Annotated in this window: 25 protein-coding genes and 1 tRNA gene; 11 read left to right on the top strand and 15 right to left on the bottom strand. The window is 76.0% G+C overall.

What is annotated here, in order from left to right; translation table 11 throughout:
- The coding region (locus ACFW1I_RS15755) for a S8 family serine peptidase (RefSeq protein ID WP_384670091.1) at positions 1–606 on the top strand (606 nt) is incomplete at its 5' end.
- Between the two features lie 60 nt (positions 607–666).
- On the opposite strand, the gene ACFW1I_RS15750 is transcribed toward ACFW1I_RS15755, so the two are convergent.
- The 5 genes from ACFW1I_RS15750 to ACFW1I_RS15730 form a co-directional block, all read right to left on the bottom strand.
- Positions 667–2982, bottom strand: coding sequence for a hypothetical protein (locus ACFW1I_RS15750; protein WP_384670090.1), 2316 nt, complete (start codon positions 2980–2982; stop codon positions 667–669).
- 3 nt (positions 2983–2985) lie between these two features.
- Positions 2986–3057: transfer RNA gene (locus ACFW1I_RS15745), tRNA-Arg, on the bottom strand.
- 79 nt (positions 3058–3136) lie between these two features.
- Positions 3137–3781, bottom strand: a complete 645-nt coding sequence (locus tag ACFW1I_RS15740; protein WP_384670089.1) for an L-threonylcarbamoyladenylate synthase — start codon at positions 3779–3781, stop codon at positions 3137–3139.
- A complete protein-coding gene (locus ACFW1I_RS15735) occupies positions 3778–4410 on the bottom strand; it encodes a carbonic anhydrase (protein ID WP_384670087.1) in 633 nt (210 codons plus the stop codon). The genes ACFW1I_RS15740 and ACFW1I_RS15735 overlap by 4 nt, the downstream gene beginning before the upstream one ends.
- 109 nt (positions 4411–4519) lie before the next feature.
- Positions 4520–5248 carry a hypothetical protein gene (locus tag ACFW1I_RS15730; protein ID WP_384670085.1) on the bottom strand — a complete coding sequence of 243 codons (729 nt, stop codon included), beginning with the start codon at positions 5246–5248 and terminating at the stop codon, positions 4520–4522.
- Positions 5249–5971: 723 nt separating this feature from the next.
- On the opposite strand from ACFW1I_RS15730, the gene ACFW1I_RS15725 reads away from it, so the two are divergent.
- Both ACFW1I_RS15725 and lysA read left to right on the top strand, forming a co-directional pair.
- On the top strand, positions 5972–6511 hold the full coding sequence (locus tag ACFW1I_RS15725) for an SAV_915 family protein (RefSeq protein WP_384670084.1): 540 nt from the start codon (positions 5972–5974) through the stop codon (positions 6509–6511).
- Complete coding sequence (gene lysA, locus ACFW1I_RS15720) at positions 6508–7854, top strand: diaminopimelate decarboxylase (protein WP_384670082.1); 1347 nt, start codon at positions 6508–6510, stop codon at positions 7852–7854. The genes ACFW1I_RS15725 and lysA overlap by 4 nt, the downstream gene beginning before the upstream one ends.
- Before the next feature lie 19 nt (positions 7855–7873).
- Here lysA and ACFW1I_RS15715 read toward each other — a convergent pair whose 3' ends face one another.
- Positions 7874–8893: a phosphotransferase gene (locus ACFW1I_RS15715; RefSeq protein WP_384670081.1), complete on the bottom strand. Its 1020-nt coding sequence runs from the start codon at positions 8891–8893 to the stop codon at positions 7874–7876.
- Positions 8894–9050: 157 nt separating this feature from the next.
- On the opposite strand from ACFW1I_RS15715, the gene ACFW1I_RS15710 reads away from it, so the two are divergent.
- Positions 9051–10229, top strand: coding sequence for a lactate 2-monooxygenase (locus ACFW1I_RS15710; RefSeq protein ID WP_384670079.1), 1179 nt, complete (start codon positions 9051–9053; stop codon positions 10227–10229).
- 59 nt (positions 10230–10288) lie between these two features.
- On the opposite strand, the gene ACFW1I_RS15705 is transcribed toward ACFW1I_RS15710, so the two are convergent.
- The gene (locus ACFW1I_RS15705) at positions 10289–10711 is read right to left on the bottom strand and encodes a CBS domain-containing protein (protein WP_384670078.1); all 423 of its coding nucleotides are present in this window, start codon (positions 10709–10711) and stop codon (positions 10289–10291) included.
- A 212-nt stretch (positions 10712–10923) separates the two neighbouring features.
- On the opposite strand from ACFW1I_RS15705, the gene ACFW1I_RS15700 reads away from it, so the two are divergent.
- From ACFW1I_RS15700 to ACFW1I_RS15680, 5 genes are all read left to right on the top strand, one after another.
- A complete protein-coding gene (locus tag ACFW1I_RS15700; RefSeq protein WP_384670076.1) occupies positions 10924–12384 on the top strand; it encodes a basic amino acid/polyamine antiporter in 1461 nt (486 codons plus the stop codon).
- Positions 12385–12454: 70 nt separating this feature from the next.
- Positions 12455–13717, top strand: coding sequence for an arginine deiminase (locus ACFW1I_RS15695; RefSeq protein ID WP_384670074.1), 1263 nt, complete (start codon positions 12455–12457; stop codon positions 13715–13717).
- 289 nt (positions 13718–14006) lie between these two features.
- The gene (locus ACFW1I_RS15690; RefSeq protein ID WP_384670073.1) at positions 14007–14393 is read left to right on the top strand and encodes a VOC family protein; all 387 of its coding nucleotides are present in this window, start codon (positions 14007–14009) and stop codon (positions 14391–14393) included.
- A 78-nt stretch (positions 14394–14471) separates the two neighbouring features.
- On the top strand, positions 14472–14789 hold the full coding sequence (locus tag ACFW1I_RS15685; RefSeq protein ID WP_384670071.1) for a MazG-like family protein: 318 nt from the start codon (positions 14472–14474) through the stop codon (positions 14787–14789).
- A complete protein-coding gene (locus tag ACFW1I_RS15680; RefSeq protein ID WP_384670070.1) occupies positions 14789–15463 on the top strand; it encodes a response regulator in 675 nt (224 codons plus the stop codon). Before ACFW1I_RS15685 ends, ACFW1I_RS15680 begins: the two co-directional genes overlap by 1 nt.
- Before the next feature lie 13 nt (positions 15464–15476).
- On the opposite strand, the gene ACFW1I_RS15675 is transcribed toward ACFW1I_RS15680, so the two are convergent.
- The 7 genes from ACFW1I_RS15675 to ACFW1I_RS15645 all read right to left on the bottom strand — a co-directional run bounded on the left by ACFW1I_RS15675 (position 15477) and on the right by ACFW1I_RS15645 (position 22551).
- A complete protein-coding gene (locus ACFW1I_RS15675; protein WP_384670069.1) occupies positions 15477–17231 on the bottom strand; it encodes a sensor histidine kinase in 1755 nt (584 codons plus the stop codon).
- The gene (locus ACFW1I_RS15670; protein ID WP_384670068.1) at positions 17224–18600 is read right to left on the bottom strand and encodes an FtsX-like permease family protein; all 1377 of its coding nucleotides are present in this window, start codon (positions 18598–18600) and stop codon (positions 17224–17226) included. The genes ACFW1I_RS15675 and ACFW1I_RS15670 overlap by 8 nt, the downstream gene beginning before the upstream one ends.
- A gap of 5 nt (positions 18601–18605) precedes the next feature.
- A complete protein-coding gene (locus ACFW1I_RS15665) occupies positions 18606–19358 on the bottom strand; it encodes an ABC transporter ATP-binding protein (RefSeq protein WP_384670066.1) in 753 nt (250 codons plus the stop codon).
- 103 nt (positions 19359–19461) lie between these two features.
- Positions 19462–20895 carry a SulP family inorganic anion transporter gene (locus ACFW1I_RS15660; protein WP_384670064.1) on the bottom strand — a complete coding sequence of 478 codons (1434 nt, stop codon included), beginning with the start codon at positions 20893–20895 and terminating at the stop codon, positions 19462–19464.
- A gap of 221 nt (positions 20896–21116) precedes the next feature.
- Positions 21117–21596 carry a carboxymuconolactone decarboxylase family protein gene (locus ACFW1I_RS15655; RefSeq protein ID WP_384670062.1) on the bottom strand — a complete coding sequence of 160 codons (480 nt, stop codon included), beginning with the start codon at positions 21594–21596 and terminating at the stop codon, positions 21117–21119.
- Between the two features lie 170 nt (positions 21597–21766).
- Complete coding sequence (locus ACFW1I_RS15650) at positions 21767–21922, bottom strand: hydrophobic protein (protein ID WP_384670061.1); 156 nt, start codon at positions 21920–21922, stop codon at positions 21767–21769.
- Between the two features lie 65 nt (positions 21923–21987).
- Positions 21988–22551: an SRPBCC family protein gene (locus ACFW1I_RS15645; protein WP_384670059.1), complete on the bottom strand. Its 564-nt coding sequence runs from the start codon at positions 22549–22551 to the stop codon at positions 21988–21990.
- A 168-nt stretch (positions 22552–22719) separates the two neighbouring features.
- Here ACFW1I_RS15645 and ACFW1I_RS15640 point away from each other — a divergent pair, with 168 nt between their 5' ends.
- Positions 22720–24282 (top strand): TerD family protein, encoded by a 1563-nt coding sequence (locus tag ACFW1I_RS15640; protein ID WP_384670058.1) that lies wholly within the window; start codon positions 22720–22722, stop codon positions 24280–24282.
- Positions 24283–24289: 7 nt separating this feature from the next.
- Here the strand turns inward: ACFW1I_RS15640 and ACFW1I_RS15635 are convergent, their stop codons facing one another.
- Positions 24290–25582 (bottom strand): ROK family transcriptional regulator, encoded by a 1293-nt coding sequence (locus ACFW1I_RS15635; protein ID WP_384670056.1) that lies wholly within the window; start codon positions 25580–25582, stop codon positions 24290–24292.
- 157 nt (positions 25583–25739) lie between these two features.
- Here ACFW1I_RS15635 and ACFW1I_RS15630 point away from each other — a divergent pair, with 157 nt between their 5' ends.
- Positions 25740–26039, top strand: a complete 300-nt coding sequence (locus ACFW1I_RS15630; protein ID WP_384670055.1) for a hypothetical protein — start codon at positions 25740–25742, stop codon at positions 26037–26039.
- Positions 26040–26183: the final 144 nt, after the last annotated feature.

The following is a 26183-nucleotide window of genomic DNA, read 5'->3' as shown; positions in this document are numbered from 1 at the left end:
AGCGGCGGGTCCAGCTGGGGGGTGCGAACGGCCTCTTGGGTGGCCGGGGGCGGCTTCGTGGACGCATTGGCGTCGGCCACCCCGGCGGGGGTCGTCGCCGCCATCGACTGGGTGACCTCCCACCACACCGCCGGAGCCCCGGCCGTCGCCAACCTCTCGCTCGGCGGCGGCGCCTCCACCACCCTCGACAACGCGGTCAAGCGCTCCATCGCGGACGGCGTCACCTACGCCGTCGCCGCCGGCAACTCCGGCGTCAACGCCCGCAATTCCTCGCCCGCCCGGGTCACCGAGGCCATCACCGTCGGCGCCACGAGCAACACCGACGCCAAGGCGAGCTGGTCCAACTACGGCGCCGTCCTCGACCTGTTCGCCCCGGGCGTCTCCATCACCGCCGGCTGGCACACCAGCGACACGGCGACGAACACCATCTCCGGCACCTCCATGGCCACCCCGCACGTCGCCGGCGCCGCCGCCGTCTACCTCGCGGGCCACACCTCCGCCACCCCGGCCCAGGTCGCCACCGCCCTCGTGAACGGCGCCACCCCCGACAAGGTCACCAGCCCCGGCACCGGCTCCCCGAACCGCCTCCTCCGCCTGGTCCCGTAACCCCCAGGGCCACAGGGCCGTGCCCCGGCGCCCCGACCGGGCCCGGGGCACGCCCCGCCCTCACTTCCACGGATCGGGCCGCAGCCAGTGCCCCGCGTCCGTCCACCCCGTCAGCCGCCGCGCCCGGCCGGCGCGGGCCGAACCCTCCGCGTCGAACAGCCCGCCGTCGGCGACATGCCGCAGCCCCAGCAGGGCGGGCGCCAGCCGGGACGCCACCAGCGGCCGCCGCGCCGCCTCCCCCGGCAGCCTCGCCAGCACCTCCGCCCGCTCGGCCTCCCCGCACAGCGACAGGTGGAAGACCATCTGCCGCCAGGCGTACGCGGCGTCCTTGAGCGCCGCCGGCGGATACGGGGCCCGCCCCGCCCGCTCCGTCAGCCGGACCACCGTGCCGAAGCAGCGGCGCGCCGCCTCCGCCCAGCCGGACTCCGGCGCGACCCCGACCCGCGCCACCAGCGTCGCCAGATTGTGCGTGGTGAGGATCTGCGCCTGCTCGATCACCATGCCGTTCCCGGCCACGGAGCCGTACGCCGGCCTCCGGCCCGCCCGCGCCTCACACAGCCGCGCGAACGCGTCGAGCGCCGCGCCGTCCCCACCACCCGTCCGCCCCCGGCTCCGGGCCGAGGCCAGGGCCGCCACCTCCGCGTAGTCGATGCCGTAGTACCGCTCGTACAGCGAACCGCCGCCCAGGAGTTCGGCCGCGACGCCCGTCGCGGCGAGGAACTTGCCGCTGAACCTGCCCATGAAGATGTCCGCGGCGAGCTCCTCCACGAGCGGCGCGTCCAGCCCCGACCCGCCGAGCAGCGCGCCGAGTTCACGCACCAGCGGGTTGGGCGGCAGCGTGCCGGGGAAGTGCTCCACCGCCGTCCCGGCCAGCAGCCGCGCCGCCGCGGCCGTCGAGCGCCGGGTCGTGCCGTCGCCCTCCGCGTGCGCGTCCACCGCCCGCACCCACGGCAGCTCCTCCGGCCGCACCTGCCGGGCCAGATCCACCAGCAGCAGCGAACGGCGAGCGCGGAAGGCGCGGTAGTTCGCCGCCATCAGCGCACGCAGGGCCGCGTCCCGGTAGACCCCGGACCGTTCGGCGGCGACCAGTTGGGGGACCAGCCCCGCCATCGCCTCCGCCGACGGGACGATCCCGGACGCCACCAGGTCGCCGAGCGGCGCGCTGCGCGTCCTGTCCACCACCCGCCGCACCGACCGGGGGATCGCGGCGCCCCGGGGCAGGTCCGTGCGCCGCTCCTCGGCCTCCGTCACCGGGACCAGGAACGCCGCCGCGTCCTCGGTCCCCGAATCCTGCGGCAGACCGGCGAGCCGGTCCGCGACCACGTGCGCCAGCGCGTGGTGGGCGGGCAGCGCCGCCTGCGCGGCCTGCGTCCCCCGCAGCGCCGCGTGCCGCGCCGAGCCCGGCAGCCCGCGCCTGCGGACCATCCCGGTGACCGCCACCCGCACCAGCCCGGCCCGCCGCGCGTCCAGCCCCCGGCCGGCCGCCAGCTCCGCCAGCGCCCCGCGCAGGATGCCCTCGTTGCCCTTCGGGTCCCGGTGCCGGCGGGTCAGCGGGTGCGCGACGGCCAGCCGCTCGTACCGCTCCAACAGCTCCCGGCCGCGCGCCAGCCACGCGGCGTCCGGCACCGCGCCCGGCCGCACCACGCCCTCCGGCCCCGTGAACTCCAGCCAGTGGACCAGGAGTTCGTCCGCGAACGGCCGCCACACGGACAGCGCCTCGCGCTGCTCCTCCACGGCCCGCTTCGGCGCCCGGTCCGCCAGCGCGGCGCGCGCCCGCGCGACCGTCGAGCGGTGCACCGATCCGGCGGCCGGCGCGGGCCGGTCCGCCGGGCGCGGCAGGAAACGCAGCCGGTCCGCGAACGGCCGCAGGACACCGGTCAGTTCGACCGCCGCCTCCGTCTCGCCCGCCCGTACGAGCCAGGCCACCGTCAGCAGCGCCGCCTCCTCCGGCAGCGTCACCTCGTAGCGGCCCGAGTCGAGCAGCTCCCACAGGGCGGCGAGCCCCGGCTCGGTCAGGTGGTACGCGAAGAGCGCCGCCCGGTCGGCCGGCACCCCGGCCCGCCGCGCTGCCTCCCGCTCGTACGCCTGGAGCGGACCGCCAGCCCGGGCCGCGCCGGTCGCGAAGCCGCCGTGCAGCACCTCGGGGGTGACCCAGGCGGGCAGGCCCTCCACCGGCGTGGTGGAGCCGATCCGCAGCGTTCCGGCGGCGATCCCCGCCAGCACGTCGCGCCAGCCGCGCGCCGTCTCCGCGGTCCGCTGCCGGGTCGCGGGATCCGCCCCGTCGAGGGAGGCGGCGAAGGTCCGGGCCAGCTGGTGCCGGGCGTAGTCGGTGAAGGATCGGGGCGTCGAAGGCTGCTGATCAGCGTGGGTGTCCATGAGCCGACGTGGCGGGTGCCGCCCCCGCCCCCTCCGGGTCCGGAGCCCGGCGCTCTGCTGCTGAGCTACACGTCGATGGGAGCAGACGGTAGTCGGCGCCCCGGACCCGGGCAACGGATATTCCGTCGGCCCGGGGCCCGGGGAGGGGTGTGGGTCAGGGGACGATCAGGTCCGGTACCAGTGCGCGGAGTTCGGGCACCGGCAGGACGCCGTCGCGGACCAGGACGGGGGTCGCGCCGCTGAGGTCCACGATGGACGACGACACCGCCCCCGGGGTGCGGCCGCCGTCGAGGTACACCGCCACCGCGTCGCCCAGCATCGCCTGGGCGGCGTCGCAGTCCTGCGGCGACGGGTGGTCGGTGAGGTTGGCGCTGGAGACCGCCAGCGGGCCCGTCGCCGCGAGGAGCTCCAGGGTCAGCGGGTGGTCCGGCATCCGGACGGCCACCGTGCCGCCGGTCTCGCCCAGGTCCCAGTCCAGGGAGGCGCGGTGGCGGACCACCAGGGTCAGCCCGCCCGGCCAGAAGGCGTCGATCAACGCCCGGGCCGCGTCGGGGAGTTCGTCGGTCAGTTCGCCGAGCGCGGCGGCCGAGTCGACCAGGACGGGGGACGGCTTGTGACGGCCGCGGCCCTTCGCGGCCAGCAGCGAGGCGACCGCCTTCGGGTCGAAGGCGTCCGCCCCGACCCCGTACACGGTGTCCGTCGGCAGGACCACCAGGTCGCCGCGGCGCACCGCGGCCGCGGCCTCGGTGAGGCCCGCCGCGCGGGCCGCCGGGTCGGAGCAGTCGAAGCGGTTCGTCACGCCGGGGTGCCCTCCTCCACGACGACGCCGCGCGTGGTGACCAGGCGGGCGCTGCCCTCGTCCAGCCGGTAGCCGAGCCCGACGACGGCCGTCTCGCCGGCCGCGACCTGCTCGGACAGCAGCCGGGAGCGGTCGAGGAGCAGGTCCACGGTGTGCCGGATGTGCTCGTCGATGATGTCGCTGTCCGCCGTCAGACCGGCGGTCCTGGCCGCCAGGATGCTCGGCGTCACCCGCTCCACCACGTCCCGCACGAAGCCGCTCGCCGCGAAGCCGTCCTCGACGGCCGCGCGGGCAGCGGCGACCGCGCCGCAGGAGTCGTGGCCGAGGACGACCACGAGGCGCGCGCCGAGGATGCTCGTCGCGTACTCGACGCTGCCGAGGACCTCGGGGCCGAGGACGTGGCCGGCGGTGCGGACGACGAAGAGGTCGCCGAGCCCCCGGTCGAAGATGATCTCGGCCGCGAGCCGCGAGTCGGAGCAGCCGAGGATGACGGCGAACGGGTCCTGGCCGGGCGCGAGCTCGGTGCGGCGCGCGGCGTCCTGGTTCGGGTGCTCGGGCGTGCCCGAGACGAAGCGACGGTTGCCTTCGAGGAGGGCGTCGAGGGCAAGGGCCGGAGAGGTTCTGGGCATGCCGCCACCCTATGTGCGCGACCGGCCCCGCGCGCCACCGGGTCGCCCCCGCCGCGCCCCTTGTGACGGAGCGCACCCCGCGCCCGGCGCACGCCGGCGCGCCACCGGGTCAGACCGTCGCGTCCCACGCGCGGGTCAGCCCGTCGAGCCAGGCCGGCGGCAGTTCGGCCGCGTCCCACTCCTCCCGCAGCTCCGCGGGGCGGGCGGCGAGCCGCTCCAGGACGGCGAGGCTCGTGGGGGAGTGGACGAGGGTGTAGCGGCCGTGGATGGCGATCGCGCTGCCCGGCCCGTACGTGGCGTACAGCCGCTCCAGATGGGGCCGGTGCTCGGCCGCGAACGCCGTCAGCCGTCCCGGATAGGCCGCCCGCTGACGGACCCCCATCGTCGCGAGCGAGGCCGCGAGGACCTGCTCGGTGACCTCGGGGTCGAGGTCGGACTCCTCGGAGAAGGTGAGGTACAGGGGCACGACCGCCACCTTGGCCCGCTCGACCTCCATCCGGCCGACCCGCGGCCGGGCGTCCGGGTCCTCCCCGGCCTCCGCCGCGACGGCCACGCCCAGGGCCCGGTCGGCGAGGCCCGCGAGCCCCTCGGTGACGGCCCGCGAGCCGTCCCGCCACCCCGCGCTGTACGGCTCGCCGCTGCCCGGCGGGGCCTGCCGCCCGGTGCCGGCCAGCGTCTCGTGAGCGACGGCGAGCGCGCCCGCCTCGACGAGGCCGATCAGCTCCTCGGCGTCGCCGGAGTACACCCCCGCCCGCGCGAGGAGCTGGAGCAGCGTCGTCCTCGCGTTGTCGACGCTCGCGGCGTCGAGCTGGAGCCGTTCTTCCCGGGCGGCGGTCATCGGTGGTCCTCCTCCTCGCGGTTCCGGCGCGTACGGGTGCGGCGGACGCGCCTTCGAGGACGCGGCGATCACGGGCCCGGGCCACGCTCCCCTCGCGGCGGCGCACGTACGGGACCGGTGATCGGGTCCTCGAACGCCGAGGTTTCCAGCTTCCCGGCCCCTCCGTCCAGCCGACGTCCCGGTCCCCTCCGACCAGGCACGCAGTGCCATCCCGGCCCCCCGGCCGTCGACGTCCGCGACGGCCCCTACCCCCTTGGGGTCACATACCCCAGGCCGGTATGCAGGAGGGTGGCGGCGACCCCGGACTCACGAGGGCAGGGAGACACGAAGTGCCAGGACGGGCCGGGCGGGACACCCGCCGCGACACGCGCCCCCGGCACGCCCACCGACGGCCCGTCACGCAGGCCGCCCGGCCCGGAGCGGAGCCCGTACGACCCCGGCCGCGGCCCGGCGCCGCGGGCTGGGCGCGGCCCGCCGCTTGCGGGCCGCCCACGAACGGTTCGGCTGCCTCGGGCGGCGATGCGACGGCACGGCGGGACTCCCTCTTCCTCGGGCGACGGCCCGGCCCGGGCCCGGCACCCGGCGTGACGAACGCGTCAAGAGTCGGCCGATCCGGCGTCAGAACCGCGTCAGGAACGGGGACGGACCGCTCCCCGCCGGGCAAGGCTGCGAAGACGCACCCCGCCGGACCGCCGGCGGGACCCGAGCACCCAGGAGGCACTCATGCCCCACACCCGGCTCACCGCCGACCGAGGCCCGGCGGACCGAGGCCGCGCGGACCGCGGGCCCGCCGACTCGGGACGCGAGGCCGCGCAGCCCGCCGACGCGGAGCCCGCCGATCCGGCACCCGTCGCCCCGGAGTCCGCCCAGCCGGAACCCGCCGCCCAGGAGTCCGCCGACCCGGATCCGCTGGAACCGGTCCCGGGCGGACGCCTCTGCGTGCCCGTCCGCCCGGGATCCCACGGCGTCTCGACCCGCCTCTTCCGCACGCCCGTCGGCACCCGCACGGCCGTCGCCTTCACCCGCCCCGAACGGCTCCGGGCCACCCTCGGCGCCGACCAGCCGTGGATCCCGCTCTCCGAGCCCGCGCTGCGCGCCCTCGCCCGCCCGCTCGGCGTCCACGCCCTGACCGTCGACCCCGTCCTCACGGCCCCCTACACCCCGGCCCCCACCCGGGAGACCGTCTCGGACCTCCCGCAGACCCTGCCGGCGACGCTCTGCGCCCGCCGCGCCGACGCGTTCGTGAGGGGGACCGACGCATGACCGTGACCGACCTGCCCGGCGACGAGGCCGTCGACGCCGTCCGCGCGTTCTCCGTCTGGCCCGCCACCGCCACCGAGGAGCCCGGCGGCCGGGTCCTCCTCGCCGGTGTGCCGCTGGCCGACATCGCGGACGCCCACGGCACCCCCGTCTACGTCCTCGACGAGGCCGAGATCCGCGACCGCGCCCGCACCTACCGGGCCGCCTTCCCCGCGCCCGGGGCCGAGGTGCACTACGCGGCCAAGGCGTTCCTCTGCCGCGGCCTCGTCCGTCTCGTCGACGAGGAGGGGCTGGGCCTCGACGTCTGCTCCGCCGGCGAGCTCGAACTCGCCGTCACCGCCGGCTTCCCGCCCGAGCGGATCCTCCTCCACGGCAACGCCAAGTCCCCGGCCGACCTCGACACCGCCCTGCGCCTCGGCGTCGGCCGGATCGTCATCGACAGCCCGGCCGAGATCGCCCGGCTCGCCGCCGCCGTCGGCCCGCGCGGCCACCAGAAGGTCATGCTCCGGGTGACCCCCGGGATCGGCGCGGGCGGCCACGCCAAGGTCCGCACCGGCACGGACGACCAGAAGTTCGGGCTCTCCCTGCGCGACGGCCACGCCCAGCACGCCGTCGCCCGCGTCCTCGACCAGCCGCAGCTCGAACTCACCGGCCTGCACTGCCACCTCGGCTCCCAGATCACCGAGGCCAAGCCCTACCTCACCGCCCTGCGCCGACTCGTCGGCCTCATGGCCCGGGTCCGGGACGCGCACGGCGTCGTCCTGCCGGAGCTCGACCTCGGCGGCGGCCACGGCATCGCCTACCGGCCCGGCGACCCGGTCCTCGACCCGACCGCCCTCGCCCGCCGGCTCCGCGCCGCCCTCGCGGAGAGCTGCGCCGCCGCCGGACTGCCCGTGCCCCGGCTGCTCGTCGAACCGGGCCGGGCCGTCGTCGGACCCGCCGGCGTCGCCCTCTACCGGGTCCTCGCCGTCAAGACGACCGCCGGCCGGACCTTCGCCGCCGTCGACGGCGGCATGAGCGACAACCCGCGACCCGCCCTGTACGGGGTCCGGTACGCACCCCGCCTGATCGGCCGCCGCTCCACCGCCCCCGCCGTCCGCACCACCGTCGCCGGCCGCCACTGCGAGGCGGGCGACCTCCTCGCCGAGGACGTCGCCCTGCCGGCCGACCTGCGCCCGGGCGACCTGCTGGCGGTGCCGGTGGCCGGCGCGTACCACCTGTCGATGGCCTCCTCGTACAACCTCGTCGGCCGGCCGCCGGTCGTCGCCGTCCGCGACGGCGCCGCCCGGCTGCTGGTCCGGCGGGAGACCCAGGAGGACCTCCGCGCCCGGGACGTCGGCCTGTAGGGGCGGGGCGCCGGGACCGTCACGGCTCCAACAGGTCCTCGGCGGCGAAGAGTTCCCGCACCCAGTACGCGCTCGCGTCGTGGCTGCTGCCGAGCGGCGTCCCAGGGAAGAGCCGGAACCAGGTGCCCGCGCGCCCCAGCGCCGCCAGCCGGACCGCGAGCCCCGCGGCCCGCCGCAGCTCCGCCGCCGACGGGCCGAGCCCGGTCCAGTGCTCCAGATACGCGTCCACCATCGGGGCCACGTGCTCGGGACCGTACCGCTCCCGCACCGCGCGCACCGGGATCAGGAGGCTGCCGAAGGGGTGCCCGACGGAGGCGTCGCCCCAGTCGAAGAAGGTGAAGCGGCCGGGGGCCGGGGCGAGGAGCTGCCCGTCGTGCAGGTCGCAGTGGTCGAGCGAGTCGGGCAGGCCGTACGCGTCGAGCTCGGCGCACAGCTCGACCAGCCGCGGCCGCCGGCGCAGCAGCGCGGCGCGCTCGTCCGCGTCGAAGAAGGGGTTGTCGGCGACGAGCGCGTCGAAGGCGTCCGGCAGGTCCCGCGTCCGCGCCCGCGGCACCCCGAGCCCGGCCAGCCGGTCGGCGTACGGGACGAGCCGCCGCTGCATCGCCCCGTACTGTTCCAGCGCCGTCGTCCACGCCTCCGGGCCGGCCTCGCCCGCGTCGACGAGCCCGCGGAACAGCGGCCCGCCGTCGGGCAGCAGCGACACACCGCGGCCCGCGTCCACCGCCAGCGGGGTCATCACATGCCCCGGCACCCAGTCGGCGAGCGCCCGCGAGAGCCCGGCCTCGAAGGCGTTCGACGGGGCGCCCGCCTTCAGCCACACCGCGTCCCGCTCGCCGTCGCCGGTGCGGAACCGCACGAGCACCGACCACGGCCGCACCCGCACCTCGCGGGCGCCGGTCTCCACCAGACCGCGGCCGGCCAGGACCCGTCCGGCCCAGCCGAGCACGTCCCGCCGCCACTCCTCGTCGTCCCAGGGGGTCACGGCGTCCGGGAACCGCCCTCGGTCCACCACCGTCGTCCGCTCGTCGTCCATGCGCATCCGGCGATTCCACCACCGCGCCGCCCCCGGACGCACCGGAATATGCCGGGCACGGCGCCCCGCCCATGGCGCTCCGGCCCGCGGGCTGGCACCGTGGGCGCCACCGGCGGCCGGGGCGGGCCCGGGCCGGGACGGCGAGGGAGAGGGCGGGGCCACGATGAGCGGCGCGTTCGGCGGGCGGTACGGCGACTACCAGAACGAGATCTACCTCGCGGGCCTCGGCGGCGTCCTCCCCTCCCATCCCATGACCTACGCCGACCTGGAGGCCCGGGCGAGCGCGGCGCTGCCGCCGTCGGTGCTGTCGTACGTGGCGGGCGGGGCCGGCGACGAGTTCACCCAGCGGGCGAACGTCACCGCCTTCGAACGCTGGGGCCTGGTGCCCCGGATGATGGTCGGGGCCACCCGACGGGACCTGGGCGTCGACCTGTTCGGCCTCCGGCTCCCCTCACCGCTCTTCCTGGCCCCCGTCGGCGTCATCGGGCTCTGCGCCCAGGACGGGCACGGCGACCTCGCCACCGCCCGCGCGGCCCGCCGCACCGGCGTCCCCATGGTCGCCTCCACCCTGAGCGTGGACCCGATGGAGGAAGTCGCCGCCGAGTTCGGCGACACCCCCGGCTTCTTCCAGCTCTACACCCCCACCGACCGGGACCTCGCCGAGAGCCTGGTGCGGCGCGCCGAGGCCGCCGGGTTCCGGGGGATCGTCGTCACCCTCGACACCTGGGTCACCGGCTGGCGCCCCCGCGACCTCGCCGGGAGCAACTTCCCGCAGTTGCGCGGCCACTGCCTCGCCAACTACACCTCCGACCCGGTCTTCCGCGCCCGCCTCGCCAAGGCGCCCGAGGAGGACCCCGGGGCCGCGATCCTCGAATGGGTCGGCGTCTTCGGCAACCCCCTCACCTGGGACGACCTGCCGTGGCTGCGCTCCCTCACCGACCTGCCGCTGATCCTCAAGGGGCTCTGCCACCCCGAGGACGTGCGCCGCGCCCGGGACGGCGGGGTGGACGCGGTGTACTGCTCCAACCACGGCGGCCGGCAGGCCAACGGCGGACTGCCCGCCCTCGACGCCCTCCCCGGCGTCGTCGAGGCGGCCGACGGGCTGCCGGTCCTCTTCGACTCGGGCGTCCGCACCGGCGCGGACGCCGTCAAGGCGCTCGCCCTCGGCGCCACCGCCGTCGGCATCGGCCGCCCGTACGCGTACGGGCTGGCGGCCGGCGGCGAGGACGGCGTCGTGCACGTGCTGCGCTCGCTCCTCGCGGAGACCGACCTGATCATGGCCGTCGACGGCTACCCGACCCTCGCCGACCTGCGCGCGGAGGGAGCGCTGCGCCGCCTCTGACCGTTCCGGGTGCTCCTCCGACCGTCCCGGGCGGTCCTCGGACGGTCCTCAGGCGGTCCTCAGGCGGCCGGGCGGGAGACGTCCGCGACCAGGTCGCCGACCGTGCTGTCGGGGAGCCGGCGGGCCACGTCCGCCTGGGCGATGATCCCGACCAGCACATGCCCGTCGATCACCGGGATCCGGCGGATCCTCTGGTCGGCCATCAGCTCCAGGACCCGGTCCAGGGAGTCGTCCGCACCCACCCACACCAGCTCGCCCCGGGCCAGCTCACCCGCGGTGCACGCGGACGGGTCCCGGCCCTCGGCGACCACCCGCACCACGATGTCGCGGTCGGTGAGCATGCCCTTCAGGCGTTCGTCCGGCCCGCAGATCGGCAGCGCGCCGACATCCAGCTCGACCATCTTCCGCGCGGCGTCGACCACGCTCTCCTCGCTCCGGACGCAGGTCACGTCCGGGGTCATGATGTCGCGTGCCTTGGTCATGGCGACCCCCTGCCGCTCTTCGTGACGTCATGGACTCTCGTACACGCGGCGGCTGCCCCGCCCGCCGGACGGCATGCGCGCTCCTTCCGGCGGAGCACGTACAAGATCCGACAAAACGGGCGCAAACGGTCGTCCGGAACTAGAGTCTGAGCGGCCCGACGCTCTTCACTTCGCGCCGAACCGCGGCGCGAGCGGACCGGCGAGGTATGCCCATGACCACAGCGGAACCCAGTGCCGAGGCCGCCCCCGGCGGCGCCCCACCGGCGGTCAAGCTCAGCCTCCTCACCCTCACCGCGATGGTCGTCGGTTCCATGGTCGGCGCCGGCGTGTTCTCGCTGCCCCGCCGCTTCGCCCAGGAGACCGGTGTCGCGGGCGCGCTCATCGCCTGGGCCGTCGCCGGCACCGGCATGCTCATGCTCGCCTTCGTCTTCCAGACGCTCGCCGTGCGCCGCCCCGACCTGGACGCAGGCGTGTACGCGTACGCCAAGGCGGGTTTCGGCGAGTACCTGGGCTTCTTCTCCGCCTTCGGCTACTGGGCCAGCGCCTGCGTCGGCAACGTCACCTACTGGGTGCTCATCATGTCGACGATCGGCGCCGTGGCACCCGCCCTCGGCGACGGGGACACCGCCCTCGCGATCGTCCTCTCCTCGGTCGGCCTGTGGGGCTTCTTCCTGCTCATCCGGCGCGGCGTGAAGGAGGCGGCGGCGATCAACCGGATCGTCACGGTCGCCAAGATCGTGCCCATCCTGGTCTTCGTCCTGCTCGCGGTCTTCTGCTTCGAACCCTCCGTCTTCGCGGACAACTTCGGCGGCGCCGACTACGCGGGCTCCCTCTTCGACCAGGTCCGGGGCACCATGCTCGCCACCGTCTTCGTCTTCCTCGGCGTCGAGGGCGCCAGTGTCTACTCCCGGCACGCCCGCCGCCGCGAGGACGTCGGCCGCGCCACCGTCCTGGGCTTCCTCAGCGTCTTCGCCGTCTTCGCCTCGGTCACCATCGTGTCGTACGGCATCCTGCCCATGAGCGAGATCGCCGAACTGCGCCAGCCCTCCATGGCGGGCGTCCTGGAGGCCGCCGTCGGCACCTGGGGCAAGGTCTTCGTCAGCGCCGGCCTCATCGTCTCCGTCCTCGGCGCCTACCTCGCCTGGACCCTGATGGCCGCCGAGGTCCTCTTCGTCGCCGCCAAGGACGACGACATGCCCCGCTTCCTCGGCCGCGCCACGAAGAACGACGTCCCCGCCCCCGCCCTGCTCATGACCACCGCGCTGAGCCAGGTCGTCCTCGTCGTCACCGCCTTCTCCGACGACGCCTTCAACTTCGCCCTCGACCTCACCAGCGCCCTCAGCCTCATCCCCTTCCTCCTCGCCGCGGCCTTCGCCGTCAAGATCGCCCTGCGGCCCCGGCAGAACCGGGTGACCGGCGACAGCACCCGGCGCGAACTCGTCATCGCCGCCGTCGCCACCCTCTACACCGCCTTCCTGCTGTACGCGGCCGGGCTGAAGTTCGTCCTGGTCTCCCTGATCCTGTACGCCCCCGCCACCCTGCTCTTCGTCAAGGCCCGCCGGGAGCAGGGCCGGCGCCTCTTCAGCCCCCGCGAGGCGGTCGTCTGCGCCGTCTCCGTGGCCGGGGCCGTCGTCGGCGTCATCGCCCTCACCGCCGGCTGGATCGAACTGTGAGCGACCGCGAGCAGCGGTCCCGAAGGCGGCAGCTCCGCGAACCGCCCCGTCCGGAAAGGAAAGGCCAGCGATGAACCCCGCCACCCCCGAGGCCACCCCTCCCCTCGGCGTCCACTCCGAGGTCGGCCGGCTCCGCAAGGTCCTCGTCTGCTCCCCGGGCCTGGCCCACCGCCGACTGACCCCCACCAACTCCGACGACCTCCTCTTCGACGACGTCATGTGGGTGGAGAACGCCCAGCGCGACCACGCCGACTTCGTCAACAAGCTCGTCCAGCGCGGCGTCGAGGTCGTCGAGCTGCACAACCTGCTCACCGAGACCATGGCCCTCCCCGAGGCGCGGGCGTGGCTCCTCGACCGCAAGATCACCGCCAACGAGGTCGGCCTCGGGCTCATCGACGACACCCGCGCCTTCCTCGACTCGCTCGCCCCGCGCGAACTCACCGACCACCTGATCGGCGGCCTCTCCACCGCCGACCTGCCCCAGGACATCCGCTCCGGCCACGCGGCCCTGGCCCGCGAGGGCGTCGGAGCGCGCGAGTACCTGATGCCGCCGCTGCCCAACACGCTCTACACGCGGGACACCACCTGCTGGCTGTACGGCGGCGTCACCCTCAACCCCCTGTACTGGCCCGCCCGGCACGGCGAGACGCTGCTCATGAAGGCCGTCTACACCCACCACCCCGACTTCAAGGACGCCACCGTCTGGTGGGGCGACCCCGAACAGGACTGGGGCCAGGCCACCTTCGAGGGCGGCGACATCATGCCCGTCGGCGACGGCGTCGTCCTCATGGGCATGAGCGAACGCACCTCGCGGCAGGCCATCACCCAGGTCGCCCGCGCCCTCTTCGAGAACGGCGCCGCCCGGCACGTCGTCGTCGCGGGCATGCCCAAGCTGCGCTCCGCCATGCACCTCGACACCGTCTTCACCTTCGCCGACCGTGACGTCGTCACGCTCTACCCGAAGATCGTGGACGCGGTGCACAGCTTCTCGCTGCGCCCCTCCGACCGCGCGCCCGGCGTCGAGATCACCGACGAGGGCGACACCCCGTTCACGGACGTCGTCGCCAAGGCCCTCGGCCTGCCCGGCCTGCGGGTCATCGAGACCGGTGGCGACGTCTACGCCTCCGAACGGCAGCAGTGGGACAGCGGGAACAACGCCGTCGCCCTGGAGCCCGGCGTGGTCTTCACCTACGACCGCAACACCCAGACCAACACGCTGCTGCGGAAGGCGGGCATCGAGGTCATCACCATCGTGGGCGCGGAGCTGGGCCGCGGACGCGGCGGCGGCCACTGCATGACCTGCCCCCTCGTCCGCGACCCGATCGACTTCTGACGCCGCGCCGACTCCGCGTACGTCCCGAACCGCGCCTCCGGCTGTCGGCGTCCAGGAGCTGCCATGCGGTGACCGTGCCCGCTCCGGCCGCCTCGCGGCGGCGTGACGGATTCGAGTGGGGCGCGGGCGGTCCGGCGTGATAGGCACTACCTGCACGGGGGAGGTGCGGGCCGGTCAGGACGCGCGGAAGCGTTCATGCGTTCAGGCGTGGATACGTGGATGCGCGGCGCCGCGGCGGTCGCCGACCCCGTCGGACCGGCACCACCGAACGGAACACGGGAGACACCGCATGCGCGTCAAAGCCTTCGACCACCTCGTCCTCAACGTCACCGACGTCGAGCGCGCCCTCGCCTTCTACACCGGCCCGCTGGGACTCGCGCCGGAGCGGGTCGAGGAGTGGCGGGCCGGCAAGGTGCCGTTCCCGTCCGTCCGGATCGACGAGGGCACCGTCATCGACCTCTTCTCCCGCCCCCGCGGCGAGTCCAACGTCGACCACATCTGCCTCGTCGTCGACCCGCTCGACTGGCAGGAGGTCATCGACTCCGGCGCGTTCGACGTCCTGGAGGGCCCCGTCCCCCGCTGGGGCGCCCGCGGCTCGGCCCAGTCCGTCTACGTGAAGGACCCGGACGGCAACACGGTCGAACTCCGCTGGTACCCGCAGGACGCCGAGGCGTAGTCCGCGGCCGGTCTTCGACGCCCAGGGCGTGTTCCGTGAGGAAGGCGCCCGCGAGGCGAGGGGTGGCAGGGTGTCGCCATGACCGATGACACGTGGGACACCATCACCCGCCTCCACGACTGGCTCACGGCCCATCAGGAGCTGCCGCCCGGGCAGGAGATCCTGCTGCGCGTGCTCAAGCTGTCCGAGGAGGTCGGGGAGGCGGCGCAGGCGGTGATCGGCGCCACCGGGCAGAATCCGCGGAAGGGGACCAGCCACGGCTGGGGCGACGTCGAGGCGGAGCTCTGCGACGTCGTCATCACCGCCCTGGTCGCCCTGCGCACCCTCACCCCGGACGCCGCCGAGGTCTTCGCCGGGCACCTGCGGCGGGTGGCCGACCGTTCGCTTCCCCGATAATGGGGCCGGTGATCGACAGACAGCTCAGCGTCGTCCTGGCCGAGGACTCCGTCGTCCTGCGCGACGGCATGGTCGAGTTGCTCGGCGCCCGCGGCTGCCGGGTGGTCGCCACCGCCGGCACGGCGCCCGAACTCGTCGCCGCCGTCGACGCACACCGGCCCGACGTGGCCGTGGTGGACATCCGGATGCCGCCCACCCACACCGACGAGGGCATCCGCGCCGCCGTCGAGATCCGGGCGCGGACCCCCGACGTCGGCATCCTGGTCTTCTCCCAGCACATCGAGACCGTCTGGGCCGCCCGGCTGCTGGCCGACGGGGCGGCGGGCGTCGGCTACCTGCTGAAGGAACGCGTCGCCCGCACCGACGAGTTCGTCGAGGCGCTGCACCGCGTCGCGAGCGGGGGCACGGCGCTCGACCCCGAGGTGGTCACCGGGCTGATGCGCGGCGGGCGGCGCGGGCCCGTGGACTCGCTCACGGCGCGTGAGCGCGAGGTGCTGGAGCTGATGGCCCAGGGCCGTTCCAACCGCTCCATCGCCGCGTCGCTGGTGGTGTCCGAGCGGGCGGTGGAGAAGCATGTCGCCGCCGTCTTCGTGAAGTTCGGCCTGCGGGCGAGCGACACCGACAACCGGCGCGTGAAGGCCGTCCTCACGTACCTCGCGGAGAGCGCCGGCTGAGGGCGGGCACCGCTCACAGCGACGACGGGAGTTCGGCCGTGACCGTGGTCGGCCCGCCGGGCGGGCTGTCGACGGTCAGGACGCCGTCCACCGCCGCCAGCCGCTCGGCCAGACCGGTCAGACCCGTGCCGGCGCCGGGCGCCGCGCCGCCGCGCCCGTCGTCGCGGAGGGTCAGCCGGACCCGTCCCCCGACGGCGGACGCCGCCAGCTCCGCCGTGCGCGCGCCGCTGTGCCGGGCCACGTTGGTGAGGAGTTCGGCGGCGCAGAAGTAGACCGCCCGCTCGACCGCCGGGTCCGGCCGTTCCCGCAGGTCGAGGCGGAGGGCGACCGGCACGGGCGAGGTGGCGGCCAGGCCGGGCAGCGCCTGCGCGAGGCCGCCGTCCAGCGCGACCGGCCGGATCCCCCGGGTGAGCAGCCGCAGTTCGGCGATGGTGTCGTCGGTCTGGCCGCGGGCGCGCTTCACCAGGCCGCGCGTCCGCTCCAGGTCCGGGCCCGCGGCGGGCGCCAGCGCGTCGTCGGCGAGCGAGAGGGTGATGGCCAGGGCGACCAGCCGGGCCTGGGTCCCGTCGTGCAGGTCGCGCTCCAGGCGGTGCAGCCGGTCGGCGTTCTCCGCGAGCAGCGCGGCCCGGGCCGCCTCCAGCCGCCGGACCCGCTGCTGCGCCGGCGCGGGACCGAGCAACAGGGCCGCGAGCCGCCGGTTCGCCGCGCTCAGCGCCCTGATCGCGGCGGGTACCGCGGCAAGCAGCACGAGACCCAGCGGTACGGAGACGGCGTCGGCCCAGTCGAACGCCCGCGGCTCCGGCTCCAGGAGCCGTACCCACAGCGGGAAGCCGATCAGCCAGCCGCAGCCGAGCGGGAGCGCCACAGCGGCGGCGAACCCCAGCACGCCGAGCGGCAGCCGCAGCACCAGGTAGAGCAGGGTCCGCCAGCCGACCGGGTCGGTCAGCACGGCACGGCCGCGCGCGACCGGCCCCGTGGCGCGGGGGAGCGGCGCCGGCGCCTCGATCCGCTCCCCGAGCAGCCGGCCGACGAGCCGCCGGTGCGGCGCGCCGAGCCCCCGCGTACCCATGAGCGCGGCGACCACGAAGGGCAGGCCCAGCACCGTCAGCGACAGCAGCACTCCCGCGTACAGGACGGCGATCGCGTAACCGCCGCAGAGCAGCCCGAGCGGCAGCCCGACGACGGCGAAGAGCCACTCGCCACCGCCGACGGAGAACCACCCGCGGCCCGGAGACCGGGAGCCGCCCTCGGGACGGGAGCCGCTTCCGGGACCGGAGTCGCCCTCGGGTTGGGAGTCGCTTCCAGCGCGGGAGTCGCCCTGGGGGCGTGAGCCGTCCCCGGGTCGGGAGTCGCCCCCGGGTCGGGAACCGTCCCCGGGACCGGAGTCGCCCCCGGGTCGGGAACCGTCCCCAGGTCGGGAACCGTCCCCAGGTCGGGAGTCGCCCTCGGGTCGCGAACCGCCCCCGGGACGGGAACCGCCCCCGAGACCGGAGCAGCCCCCGGGACCACAGCCGTCCCCAGGGCGGGAGCCGCCCTCGGGTCGGGAACCGTCCCCAGGGCGGGAGTCGCCCCCGGGACAGGAACCGCCTCCAGGACGGGAGCCGCCCTCGGGACCGGAGCCGTCCCAAGGACCGGAGCGGCCCCCAGGGCGGGAGTCGCCCTCGGGATCGGAGCGACCCCCAGGGCGGGAGCCGTCCTGGGGGCGGTGGCCGCCCCCGGGAGCGGGCCCGCCGTCCGGGGCGTCGTCGGCGTCTCCCGGCTCAGTCACCGTCACCGCCGTCACCCACCCGTTCCGTCGCCGGGCCACGGACCGCCCGTATCCCCGTGACCAGGATGACCGGGACGGTCAGCGCCGCGGCGCCCGCCACGATCCAGCCGCAGGTGGCCAGGGGGACGGTCGGGACGGCCGAGCCGGTCACGGCCGTGCTGAACGCGGCCGACGCGGCTCCCGCGACGGTGGCGCCGAGCAGCACGCCCACCACCGTCGTCAGCACGGCCTCCACGGTCAGCATGCGCAGCAGTTGCGACGAGGTCGCGCCGACCAGCCGCAGCAGCGCGAACTCGCGGCGCCGCCCGGCGGTCACGGCGACCAGGGTGTTGACCGTGGAGACGGTCGCGAAGCAGACCAGCAGCGCCAGTTCGCTCTGGCGCAGCCACACGTCCGTGGCCGAGGTGACGCCGGACGTCGTCATGCCCGGCGCGTTCCCCGCGGTGCTCGTCATGATCGACATGGTGCCCGACAGGCCCACGAGGAGCGCGACCGGCACCACGGCGGACGAGAGCCGCCGCGCGTACCCGCGCAGGTTGGCGTCGGCCAGCCACCCCGCCCGGGGCGCCAGGAGCCGGACCGGCGCGCCCGCCGCGGCCGCCAGGAGGCGCGCCGCGAGCGGGCCGAGCAGGGCGACGGCGACCAGCAGCACCAGCGAACCGAGCAGCGCCGCCTGCCCCGCCTTGTCCGCCTGCTCCATCGGCCGGGTGGCCGCCAGCCGCAGCAGCAGGCCGCCGCCGGCCAGCGCGCCGACGCCGGCGAGCAGCCGCGGCGCCCCGGTCCGCGCGTGCTCGGTCGTGCTGGCGGTGAGGGCGGCGACGGGCGCGATCCGGGAGATCCGCCGGGCGGCGACGGCCGTGGCGGCCAGGCCGACGGCGAGGGCGGCCGCCAGGGCGATCAGCATCGGCAGGACGGTGTCCGGCACGGTCAGACCGGGGGCGGCCATGCCGCGCCGCTGCAGCTCGGCGAGGAAGCGGCGCGCGGCCGCGGCACCGGCGGCGCAGGCCGGCGCGGTCACCAGCAGCGTCGTCGCGACGACCTGGCCGCGGACCAGCCGGCGCGTCTGGCGCGGGGTGGCCGCGACGGTGCGGAGCAGGGCGAGTTCGCGGTGCTGCTGCCGAAGGGCGAAGCCGAGCGCGTTGACCACGACGAAGAACGCGACCAGGACGGCGATCTCCCCGAACGCGCCGGCGATCACCATCGGTCCGGGCCCGGCGACCGCCCGCCGCGCCTCCTCGCCGGCCGCGAGACCCGCGGCGAAGAGCAGGCCGAACATCGTCAGGGTGGCGATGGCCAGGAAGAGGGCGACGGCCAGGCCGGCGAAGGTGGCCGGGCGCCGGCGGAGCGGCGCGAGGGCGAGCGTGACCATCGGGCTCACCCGCCCAGCCGGCTCAGGCGTTCGGCGACCCGGGCGGCGGACGGCCGGTCGAGCGCGTCCACCAGGACCCCGTCGGCGAGCAGCAGCACCCGGTCCGCGTACCCGGCGGCCACCGGGTCATGGGTCACCATCACGCAGGTCTGCCCCTCCCGGTCCACGCCGGCGCGCAGCAGGGCGAGGATCTCGTGGCCGGTGGCCCGGTCGAGCGCGCCGGTCGGTTCGTCGGCGAAGAGGACCCGCGGGCGGGAGACCAGCGCGCGGGCGATGGCCACCCGCTGCTGCTGCCCGCCCGACAGCTGCCCGGGCCGGTGCCGCTCGCGCCCGGCGAGCCCGACCCGGGCGAGCGCGTCCAGGACCCGGCCCCGGTCGGGGCGTGCGCCGGCCAGCCGGCCGGGCAGCTCGACGTTCTGGGCGACGGTCATCGCCGGCATCAGGTTGAACGCCTGGAAGACGAAACCGACCCGGCTGCGCCGCAGTTCCGCCAGCCGCCGTTCGGGCAGCCGGGAGATCTCCGTACCGCCCCACCAGACGGAGCCGCCGGTGGGCCGGTCCATGCCGGCGAGGCAGTGCAGCAGGGTGGTCTTGCCGGAGCCCGAGGGCCCCATCACCGCCGTGAACGTGCCGGGCGCGAGGGTCACCGACACCCCGTTCAGCGCCCGTACGGCCGCGCCGCCCCGCCCGTACACGCGGCGCAGGTCCTCCGCCCGCGCGGCCGCTTCCGTCCCGATGTCCTTCGCCGTCTCGATCATGCCCTCATCCTCGGCGGACGGGCCCTGACCAGGCGATGGTGCCCGCCCCCGAACCGGGGGTTCGGAAAACCGAACCCCTTGCGCGGGACGGGATCGGGCGGTTCTAGAGCGTGGCGGTGCCGGCGCGGAGGGCCGCGCCGGCCGGGTCGAGGCCGGTGATCTCGACGGTCTTGCCGCGCCGGGCGTACGCCGCCTCGACGGCGTCCAGCGCGGCGACGGCCGACGCGTCCGAGACCCGTGCGGCGGACAGGTCGAGCACGATCCGGTCCGGGTCGCCGGCGGGGTCGAAACGGTCGGTGAACGCCTCGGCGGAGCCGAAGAACAGCTCGCCCGAGACCCGGTAGACGGCGGTCGTCCCGTCGGGGTCGGTGACCGCGGTGACGGTGGTGCGGCGGGCGACCCGCCGGGCGAAGACGACGGTGGCGGTGACCGAGCCGACGACGACGCCGAGCGCGAGGTTGTGGGAGACCAGGACGCAGCCCAGCGTGACCAGCATGACGACGGTCTCCCCGACGGGGGTGCGCCGCAGGGTGCGCGGGGCGACCGACTCCCAGTCGAAGGCCGCGACCGACACGATCACCATGACCGCCACCAGCGCGGCCATCGGGATCTTCGAGACCACCGGCCCGAGCACCACGCACAGGGCCATCAGGAACACGCCGGCGAGGAAGGTGGAGACCCGGGTCCTGGCGCCGGCCACCTTCACGTTCATCATCGTCTGGCCGATGACGGCGCAGCCGCCCATGCCGCCGAAGAGGCCCGTGACGACGTTCGCGATGCCCTGCCCGACCGACTCCCTGGTCTTGTTCGACGGGGTGTCCGTGAGGTCGTCGACGATCTTCGCCGTCAGCAGCGACTCCACCAGGCCGACGAGGGCGACGGCGAGGGCGTACGGGGCGATCGTCGCCAGCGTGCCGGCGGTGAACGGCACGTCGGGCAGGCCGGGGACGGGGAGCGCCGACGGCAGCGCGCCCCGGTCGCCGACGGTCGGCACCGCGATCCCGGCGGCCACCGTCACCAGGGTGAGGACGGTGATCGTGACGAGCGGGGCGGGTATCAGTGTCGTCACCTTCGGGAAGAGGACGAGCAGCACGATGCCGGCGGCGATCAGCCCGTACACCGCCAGGGGCACGTTCCGGGTCTCGGGGAGCTGGGCCAGGAAGACCAGGGCGGCGAGCGAGTTCACCGAGCCGACCAGCACCGGACGCGGGACGAACCGCATCAGCTTCGCCACCCCGACGAGCCCCAGCACGATCTGGAAGAGGCCGGCGAGGATGACCGTGGCGATCAGGAACTGGACGCCGTGCTCCCGGTTGACCGGCGCGATGACGAGCGCCACGGCCCCGGTCGCCGCCGAGACCATCGCCCGCCGCCCGCCCACGATCGCCGTCGTGACCGCCATCGTGAACGAGGCGAAGAGCCCCATCGCCGGATCGACCCCGGCGATCACCGAGAAGGCGATGGCCTCCGGGATCAGCGCCAGCGCGACGACGAGCCCCGCGAGCACCTCGGTCCGCCACACCCGCGGATCGCGCATCCAGTCGGACTTCGGGGCACGGAACCGGGAGACGGGCGGGGTCGGGGCGGAAGCGGGGGCGACGGCGGAAGGCAAGGAGAGGGGACCTGTCGTACGAGGGGGGGGGAGAGCCCCGGGCGGCGGCTCGGCGGCTCGGGCGACCCGGAGACTTTACCTGTCCGCGCCGTCCGGGACCGATCGCGCGTTCGACGGGGAGGTGCCGCGGACGGCCGGACCGGGCGTCAGCTCTCGCGCACGGGGTGCTTGCTGAGGATCGACACCCGGTTGAAGGCGTTGATGGTGATGGCCACCCAGATCACGGCGGAGAGCGCGGCGTCGTCCAGGACCTCGCGGGCCTCGGCGTAGGCCCGCTCCTGCGCGTCGGCCTCGGCCGGGTGGGTGGTGGCCTCGGCGAGGGCGAGGGCGGCCCGTTCGCGCGGGGTGAAGACCTCGGTGTCCCGCCAGGCCGCGAGCACGCCGAGGCGGCGCGGGGTCTCGCCGGCGGCGAGGGCGGCGCGGGTGTGGGTGTCGAGGCAGTAGGCGCAGCCGTTGAGCTGGGACACGCGCAGGTTCACCAGCTCGACCAGGATGCGGTCGAGGCCGGCGGCGTCAGCGGCGGCCCGGACCGTCTGGGCGGCCTTGACGTACGCCTTGAAGGCGTCGGGGGTCTGTTTGTCGAGGAAGATCCGCTGCCCGGCCGGTGCCGCCACGGCGTCGCTCACTGTCCGCTCCTTCGCCTTCGCCTCGCCCCGCGCGTGCCGCGGGTCGCGGGATCATCATCCCCCGATTAGTGGTTGAAAATCAAACTAAATGGGGGAGGGGGCGGAGACGGCCCGGGAGCCCGCCGCCCGCTGAGGGGCGACGAGCTCCCGGGGTCGCGGGAAGGCGCGGATCACCAGCGGTACCACCGCGAACCCGAGCCGTGGAACAGGAAGCCGAGCACCCACAGGACCAGCACCGCCAGGGCGATGTACCAGAGGGCCTCGACGGCGAAGCCGGTGCCGAAGAGCACCAGGATCAACAGGAGGACGAGCAGGATCGGGACCATGACCAGGGCCTTTCGGATGTCGGATGTCGAGGGGGCGACGACGGACCGGTGTCCGGCGCCGGGGTTCAGCGGGGCGGCATCGGCTGCCGCCCGGACGGGAAGCCGGGGGGATCGGACGGAGGGGGAGGCGGGGGAGGCGGTACGGGACCGGGCTCCGCGCCGGGGGAGCGCGCCGCGCCGGCGGGCCGGAGCCGGCCGCGCCAGCCGCCGGTCGCCCCGTGCCGGTCCTCGACGAAGTCCTTGAACCGGCGGAGGTCGCCGGAGACCCGGCTGGACACCACGCCCAGCGCCGAGGCCGCCTTCACGGCCGCCCCCTCGGGCTCCAGCTCCATCACCAGCCGCACGCGCGTGTGCGTGGCGCCGACCGGCTCGAAGGTCACGACGCCCCGCTGGTGCACCTCGCCGCCCACGGTGCGCCAGGCGATCCGCTCGTCCGGCGACTGGTCGACGATCTCGGTGTCGAACTCCCGGCGGACCCCGGCGATGCTCGTCCGCCAGTGCAGGTGCCGTGCGTCGGTCTGCTTCACCGCCACCACGCCGTGCATGAAGCGCGGGAACTCCTCGAACTGCGTCCACTGGTCGTACACCCGCTTCAGCGGCGCCTGGACCAGGATGGTGTCGCGGACCACGTCGTCACCTCCTCGCGCGGCCGGACGGTACCGGCGTCTCATCCCGCGAGTGCCCAGAGCCGGGCGGACCACTCACGCGCGGGCCGGGCCCTTGTCCCGGGGGCGCCCGTCGCGGAGGATCTTCCTCGATCGACCGGGTGGGGACATGAGGGGAAGGGTCGGAGCGCGATGACGACGCTGATCAAGGGGGACAACGGCTTCGTGCCCTCGGTGCCGCTGCGGATCGCCGTACGCGGCCGGGGCATGGACGCGATGGCGCTCCTGCTCACCGGGCGGGGGCTCGTCCGGGGCGACGCCGACGTGGTCTTCCACGGCCAGCCCGCGCACCCGAACGGCGTCGTGCGGTTCGCCCGGGCCGAGGACGGCGGCGACTGGCTGGAGGTCGGGCTGCCGGCGCTCGAACCAGACGTCGACCGCGTGCTCGTCGTCGGCTCCACGGACCGGGGCGCCCTCCGGGACGTGCCCGGGCTCTCGGTGGAGGCCTTCGCCCCCGACGGCACCCCGGTCGCCCGCTACGACGTGACGGACGCGGCCGGGGAGACCGCGATGGTGCTCGCCGAGCTCTACCGGCGGGCCGGCGGCTGGAAGTTCCGGGCCGTCGGCCAGGGCTGGGCCAACGGCCTGGAGGGCCTGGCCACCGACCACGGCGTCCACGTCGCCGGCACGGACCCGCACCCCGCCCCAGCCCCCGCTCCCGCCCCGCACACACCCCCACCGGCCTTCGCGGCCCCGGCGCCCGCCCCCGCGCCCGCCCCCGCTCCGGCGCCCGCCCCGGTCCCTGCGCCCCCCTTCGCGCCGCCGCCCGGGCCGGCCGGCTTCGGTCCCGGCGTTCCCGCCCCGGCCCCGGCCCCGGGCTTCGCGCCCCCGCCGGTCGCGCCCCCGCCGGTCGCGCCCGCGCCCGCCGCGTACGCAGCGCCCGGAGCCGTACCCGCCCCCGGCCCCGTACCCGCCCCCGCTCCCGTACCCGGGCAGTACCCGACGGCCCCGGCGTACGGCGCCGTCCCCACCCCGGCCCCGCCCGTCGGCCCTGTGGCGCCCGCGCAGGACGACGTGTGGGCGTACGGGCCGGTGTTCGCCCCGTACGTCGAGACCGGGCGCGACAACGACGTGATCACCGTGGAAGGGCTGCCGCCCGGCCCAGTCGTCGTCCAGCTGGAGGTCCCGAACGCCGGCTACACGTGCCTGGACGTCCTCGACAAGCGCAACAAGGACACGGACAACCTGATCAGCAGCACCGAGGACCACTTCTTCGGCCGGGTGCTCGCCACCGTCCCCACGAGCGGCCCCCTGCGGCTCCGGCTGGAGGCCGAGGGCCCATGGCGGTTCGAGGTCGCGCCGCTCGCCTCGGCCCCGCGGCTGACCGAGCAGGAGGTCGCGTTCCGGGGCCCGGACGTGCTGCTGCACACCGCCGGCGTCGCCGACCTGGCGATCCACTACCGGGGCGACAGCAACATCATCGTCAACGTCTTCGAACTGGCCGGGCACGAGGACCCCACCGTGCTCCCGGACGACGACTATCTGATCAGCGAGATCGGCCCCCGCCGCGAGCGGGCGCCGCTGCCCGAGGGCCCGCTCGTCGTCCAGTTCGAGTACGCGGACGGGCCGTGGACCGCCCGGCTGGAGCGCGTCCAGCCGCGCACCGGCCCGCTCTTCCCCGGGGCCGTCCCCGCGAGCCCCTGGCAGGCGCCCGCCCCCGCGCCCGAGCGCAGGGGCTGGTTCCCCCGCCGCTGAGCCGGCGTCAGAGGACGGGGCCGCCGCCGACCGGCGGCGGCCCGCCGAAGACCTCCTCGCGGACGGCCGTCAGCGCCAGGTCGAGCGCGCCGGCCAGCACCGGGTTCCCGGGCACCGCCGACAGCCGGATCCGGGCCCTGGAGTGGGCGAGGACCCGCAGCTCGCGCTCGACCAGCGCGCGCAGCGGCTCGCCGCCCGCCGCGCAGAGCCGGCCCGCGAGGACGACGAGCCCCGGGTCCACGACGGTGACGATCGACGCGAGACCGGCGGCCAGCCGGGCCGCCACCCGCCCGAGCCCGGCCCGCGCCGCCTCCGCGCCCTCGCCGACGGGAGGAGCCTCGCCCACGGCAGGAGCGTCCTCCCCCGCCGCACCCGCGGCACGCGCCGCACCCGTGTCGCCCCCGTACCCGCCCCGGCGCACCGCCTCCGCGACCGTCTCCGCGAAGTCCGCGCCCGGCACCCCGTGCGCGCGCAGCAGGTCCCGTACGGCGTCCCCGCCCGCCAGCTCCTGGTACCCGTGGCGGCCGTAGGGGTCGCCGGCCTCGCGGGCGGTCGGCGCGCCGGGCAGCGGCAGATAGCCGACCTCGCCCGCGCCGCCGAAGTGGCCGCGGTGCAGCCGCCCGTCGAGGACGAGCGCCGCGCCCAGGCCCTCGTCCGCCCACAGCAGGACGAAGTCCGCGCAGCCGGCCGCCGCGTGCGCCCGCTCGGCGACGGCCGCGAGGTTGACGTCGTTCTCGATCCGGACGGGCACCCCCAGCTCCTCGCCGAGCGTCCGCTCCACGTCCGGGAAGAACCACGCCGCCATGTCCTCCTCGCTGGCGTGGGCGAGCCGGCCGGTCGTCGGGTCCACCGCGCCCTGCACGCCGACCACCACCCGCCGCGGCGGCTCCGGCGTCGGCACCCGGGCGAGCGCCGCGCGCAGCGCCGTCACCAGCGCCTCCCGGCCGCCCCCGGCCGGCGCGGGCGCCTCGCTCTCGCCGAGCACCGCGCCGGTGATGTCCGCGGCCCGGACCGCGATCCACTCGGGCGTCACGTCCACGGCCGTCGCGTAGGCCGCCGCCGGATTGACCCGGTACGTCTCCGGGACCCGGCCCGGCAGCCCGGTGCGCAGCCCGTTGCCGACCACCAGACCGGCGCCTTCGAGGCGCGCGAGGACCTGGGAGGCGGTGGGCTTGGACAGGCCGGTGAGCCGGCTGATCTCCGGGCGGGTGAGCGGCCCCTGGCGGAGCAGCAGATGGAGGGCGGCGCGGTCGTTGACCGCCCGGACGAGTCCGGGGGTGCCGCGCACGAGCTCGCTCAACTGCCCTCCGCACGCGGGTCGGCCTCGGTTCGGGCGGCCAGCCTACAGCGCGGTCACCGGCCCGTGGGCCGGTCCGGCGGCCGGGGGAGCGGTGGCCCGTTCGGAGGACGCCGGGGCCCGCCGCGTGTCCCCCGGCGGAACGTTCCGTTGTGAGGGTGTGACCTCACCTCGACGCATCTCCTCGGTCCTCGCCGTCGCCGCCGCGTTCTCCTGCCTCGGTGGTGCCGCCACCCAGGCCGTCGCCGCCCCCGCGAGCCCGCTCGGACCGCCGATCAGCCCGATCGCCGAACTCGACAACCTCGCCACCACCGGCATGACGGAGGAGGCCCGCGCCGACTACCCCGGCGTCGGCGAGCAGCTCGGCGGACTGAGCCGGATCCACGAACTCCACCAGCTCCACCAGCTCACCGACCAGGCGGCGCCGGTCACCGGGCTGCTCCCCGCCATCTCCACCTGACGTCACCGACACCCGACGTCATCCACATCTGACGCCCCGCAGGACTCCGGCGCCCCGCGCGCCCCCCCCGCGCCCCCCCCGGGCCGCGCCCCCCGCCGCGGGGGGGCGCCCGCGGCGCGCGGGGGCGCCCCCCACGGGATCGAG

The sequence above is a fragment of the Streptomyces sp. NPDC058955 genome, from assembly GCF_042741435.1.
GTDB lineage: Bacteria > Actinomycetota > Actinomycetes > Streptomycetales > Streptomycetaceae > Streptomyces.
Note: the sequence above shows the minus strand (reverse complement) of the source record. Positions and strands in the feature narration are given on the sequence as shown.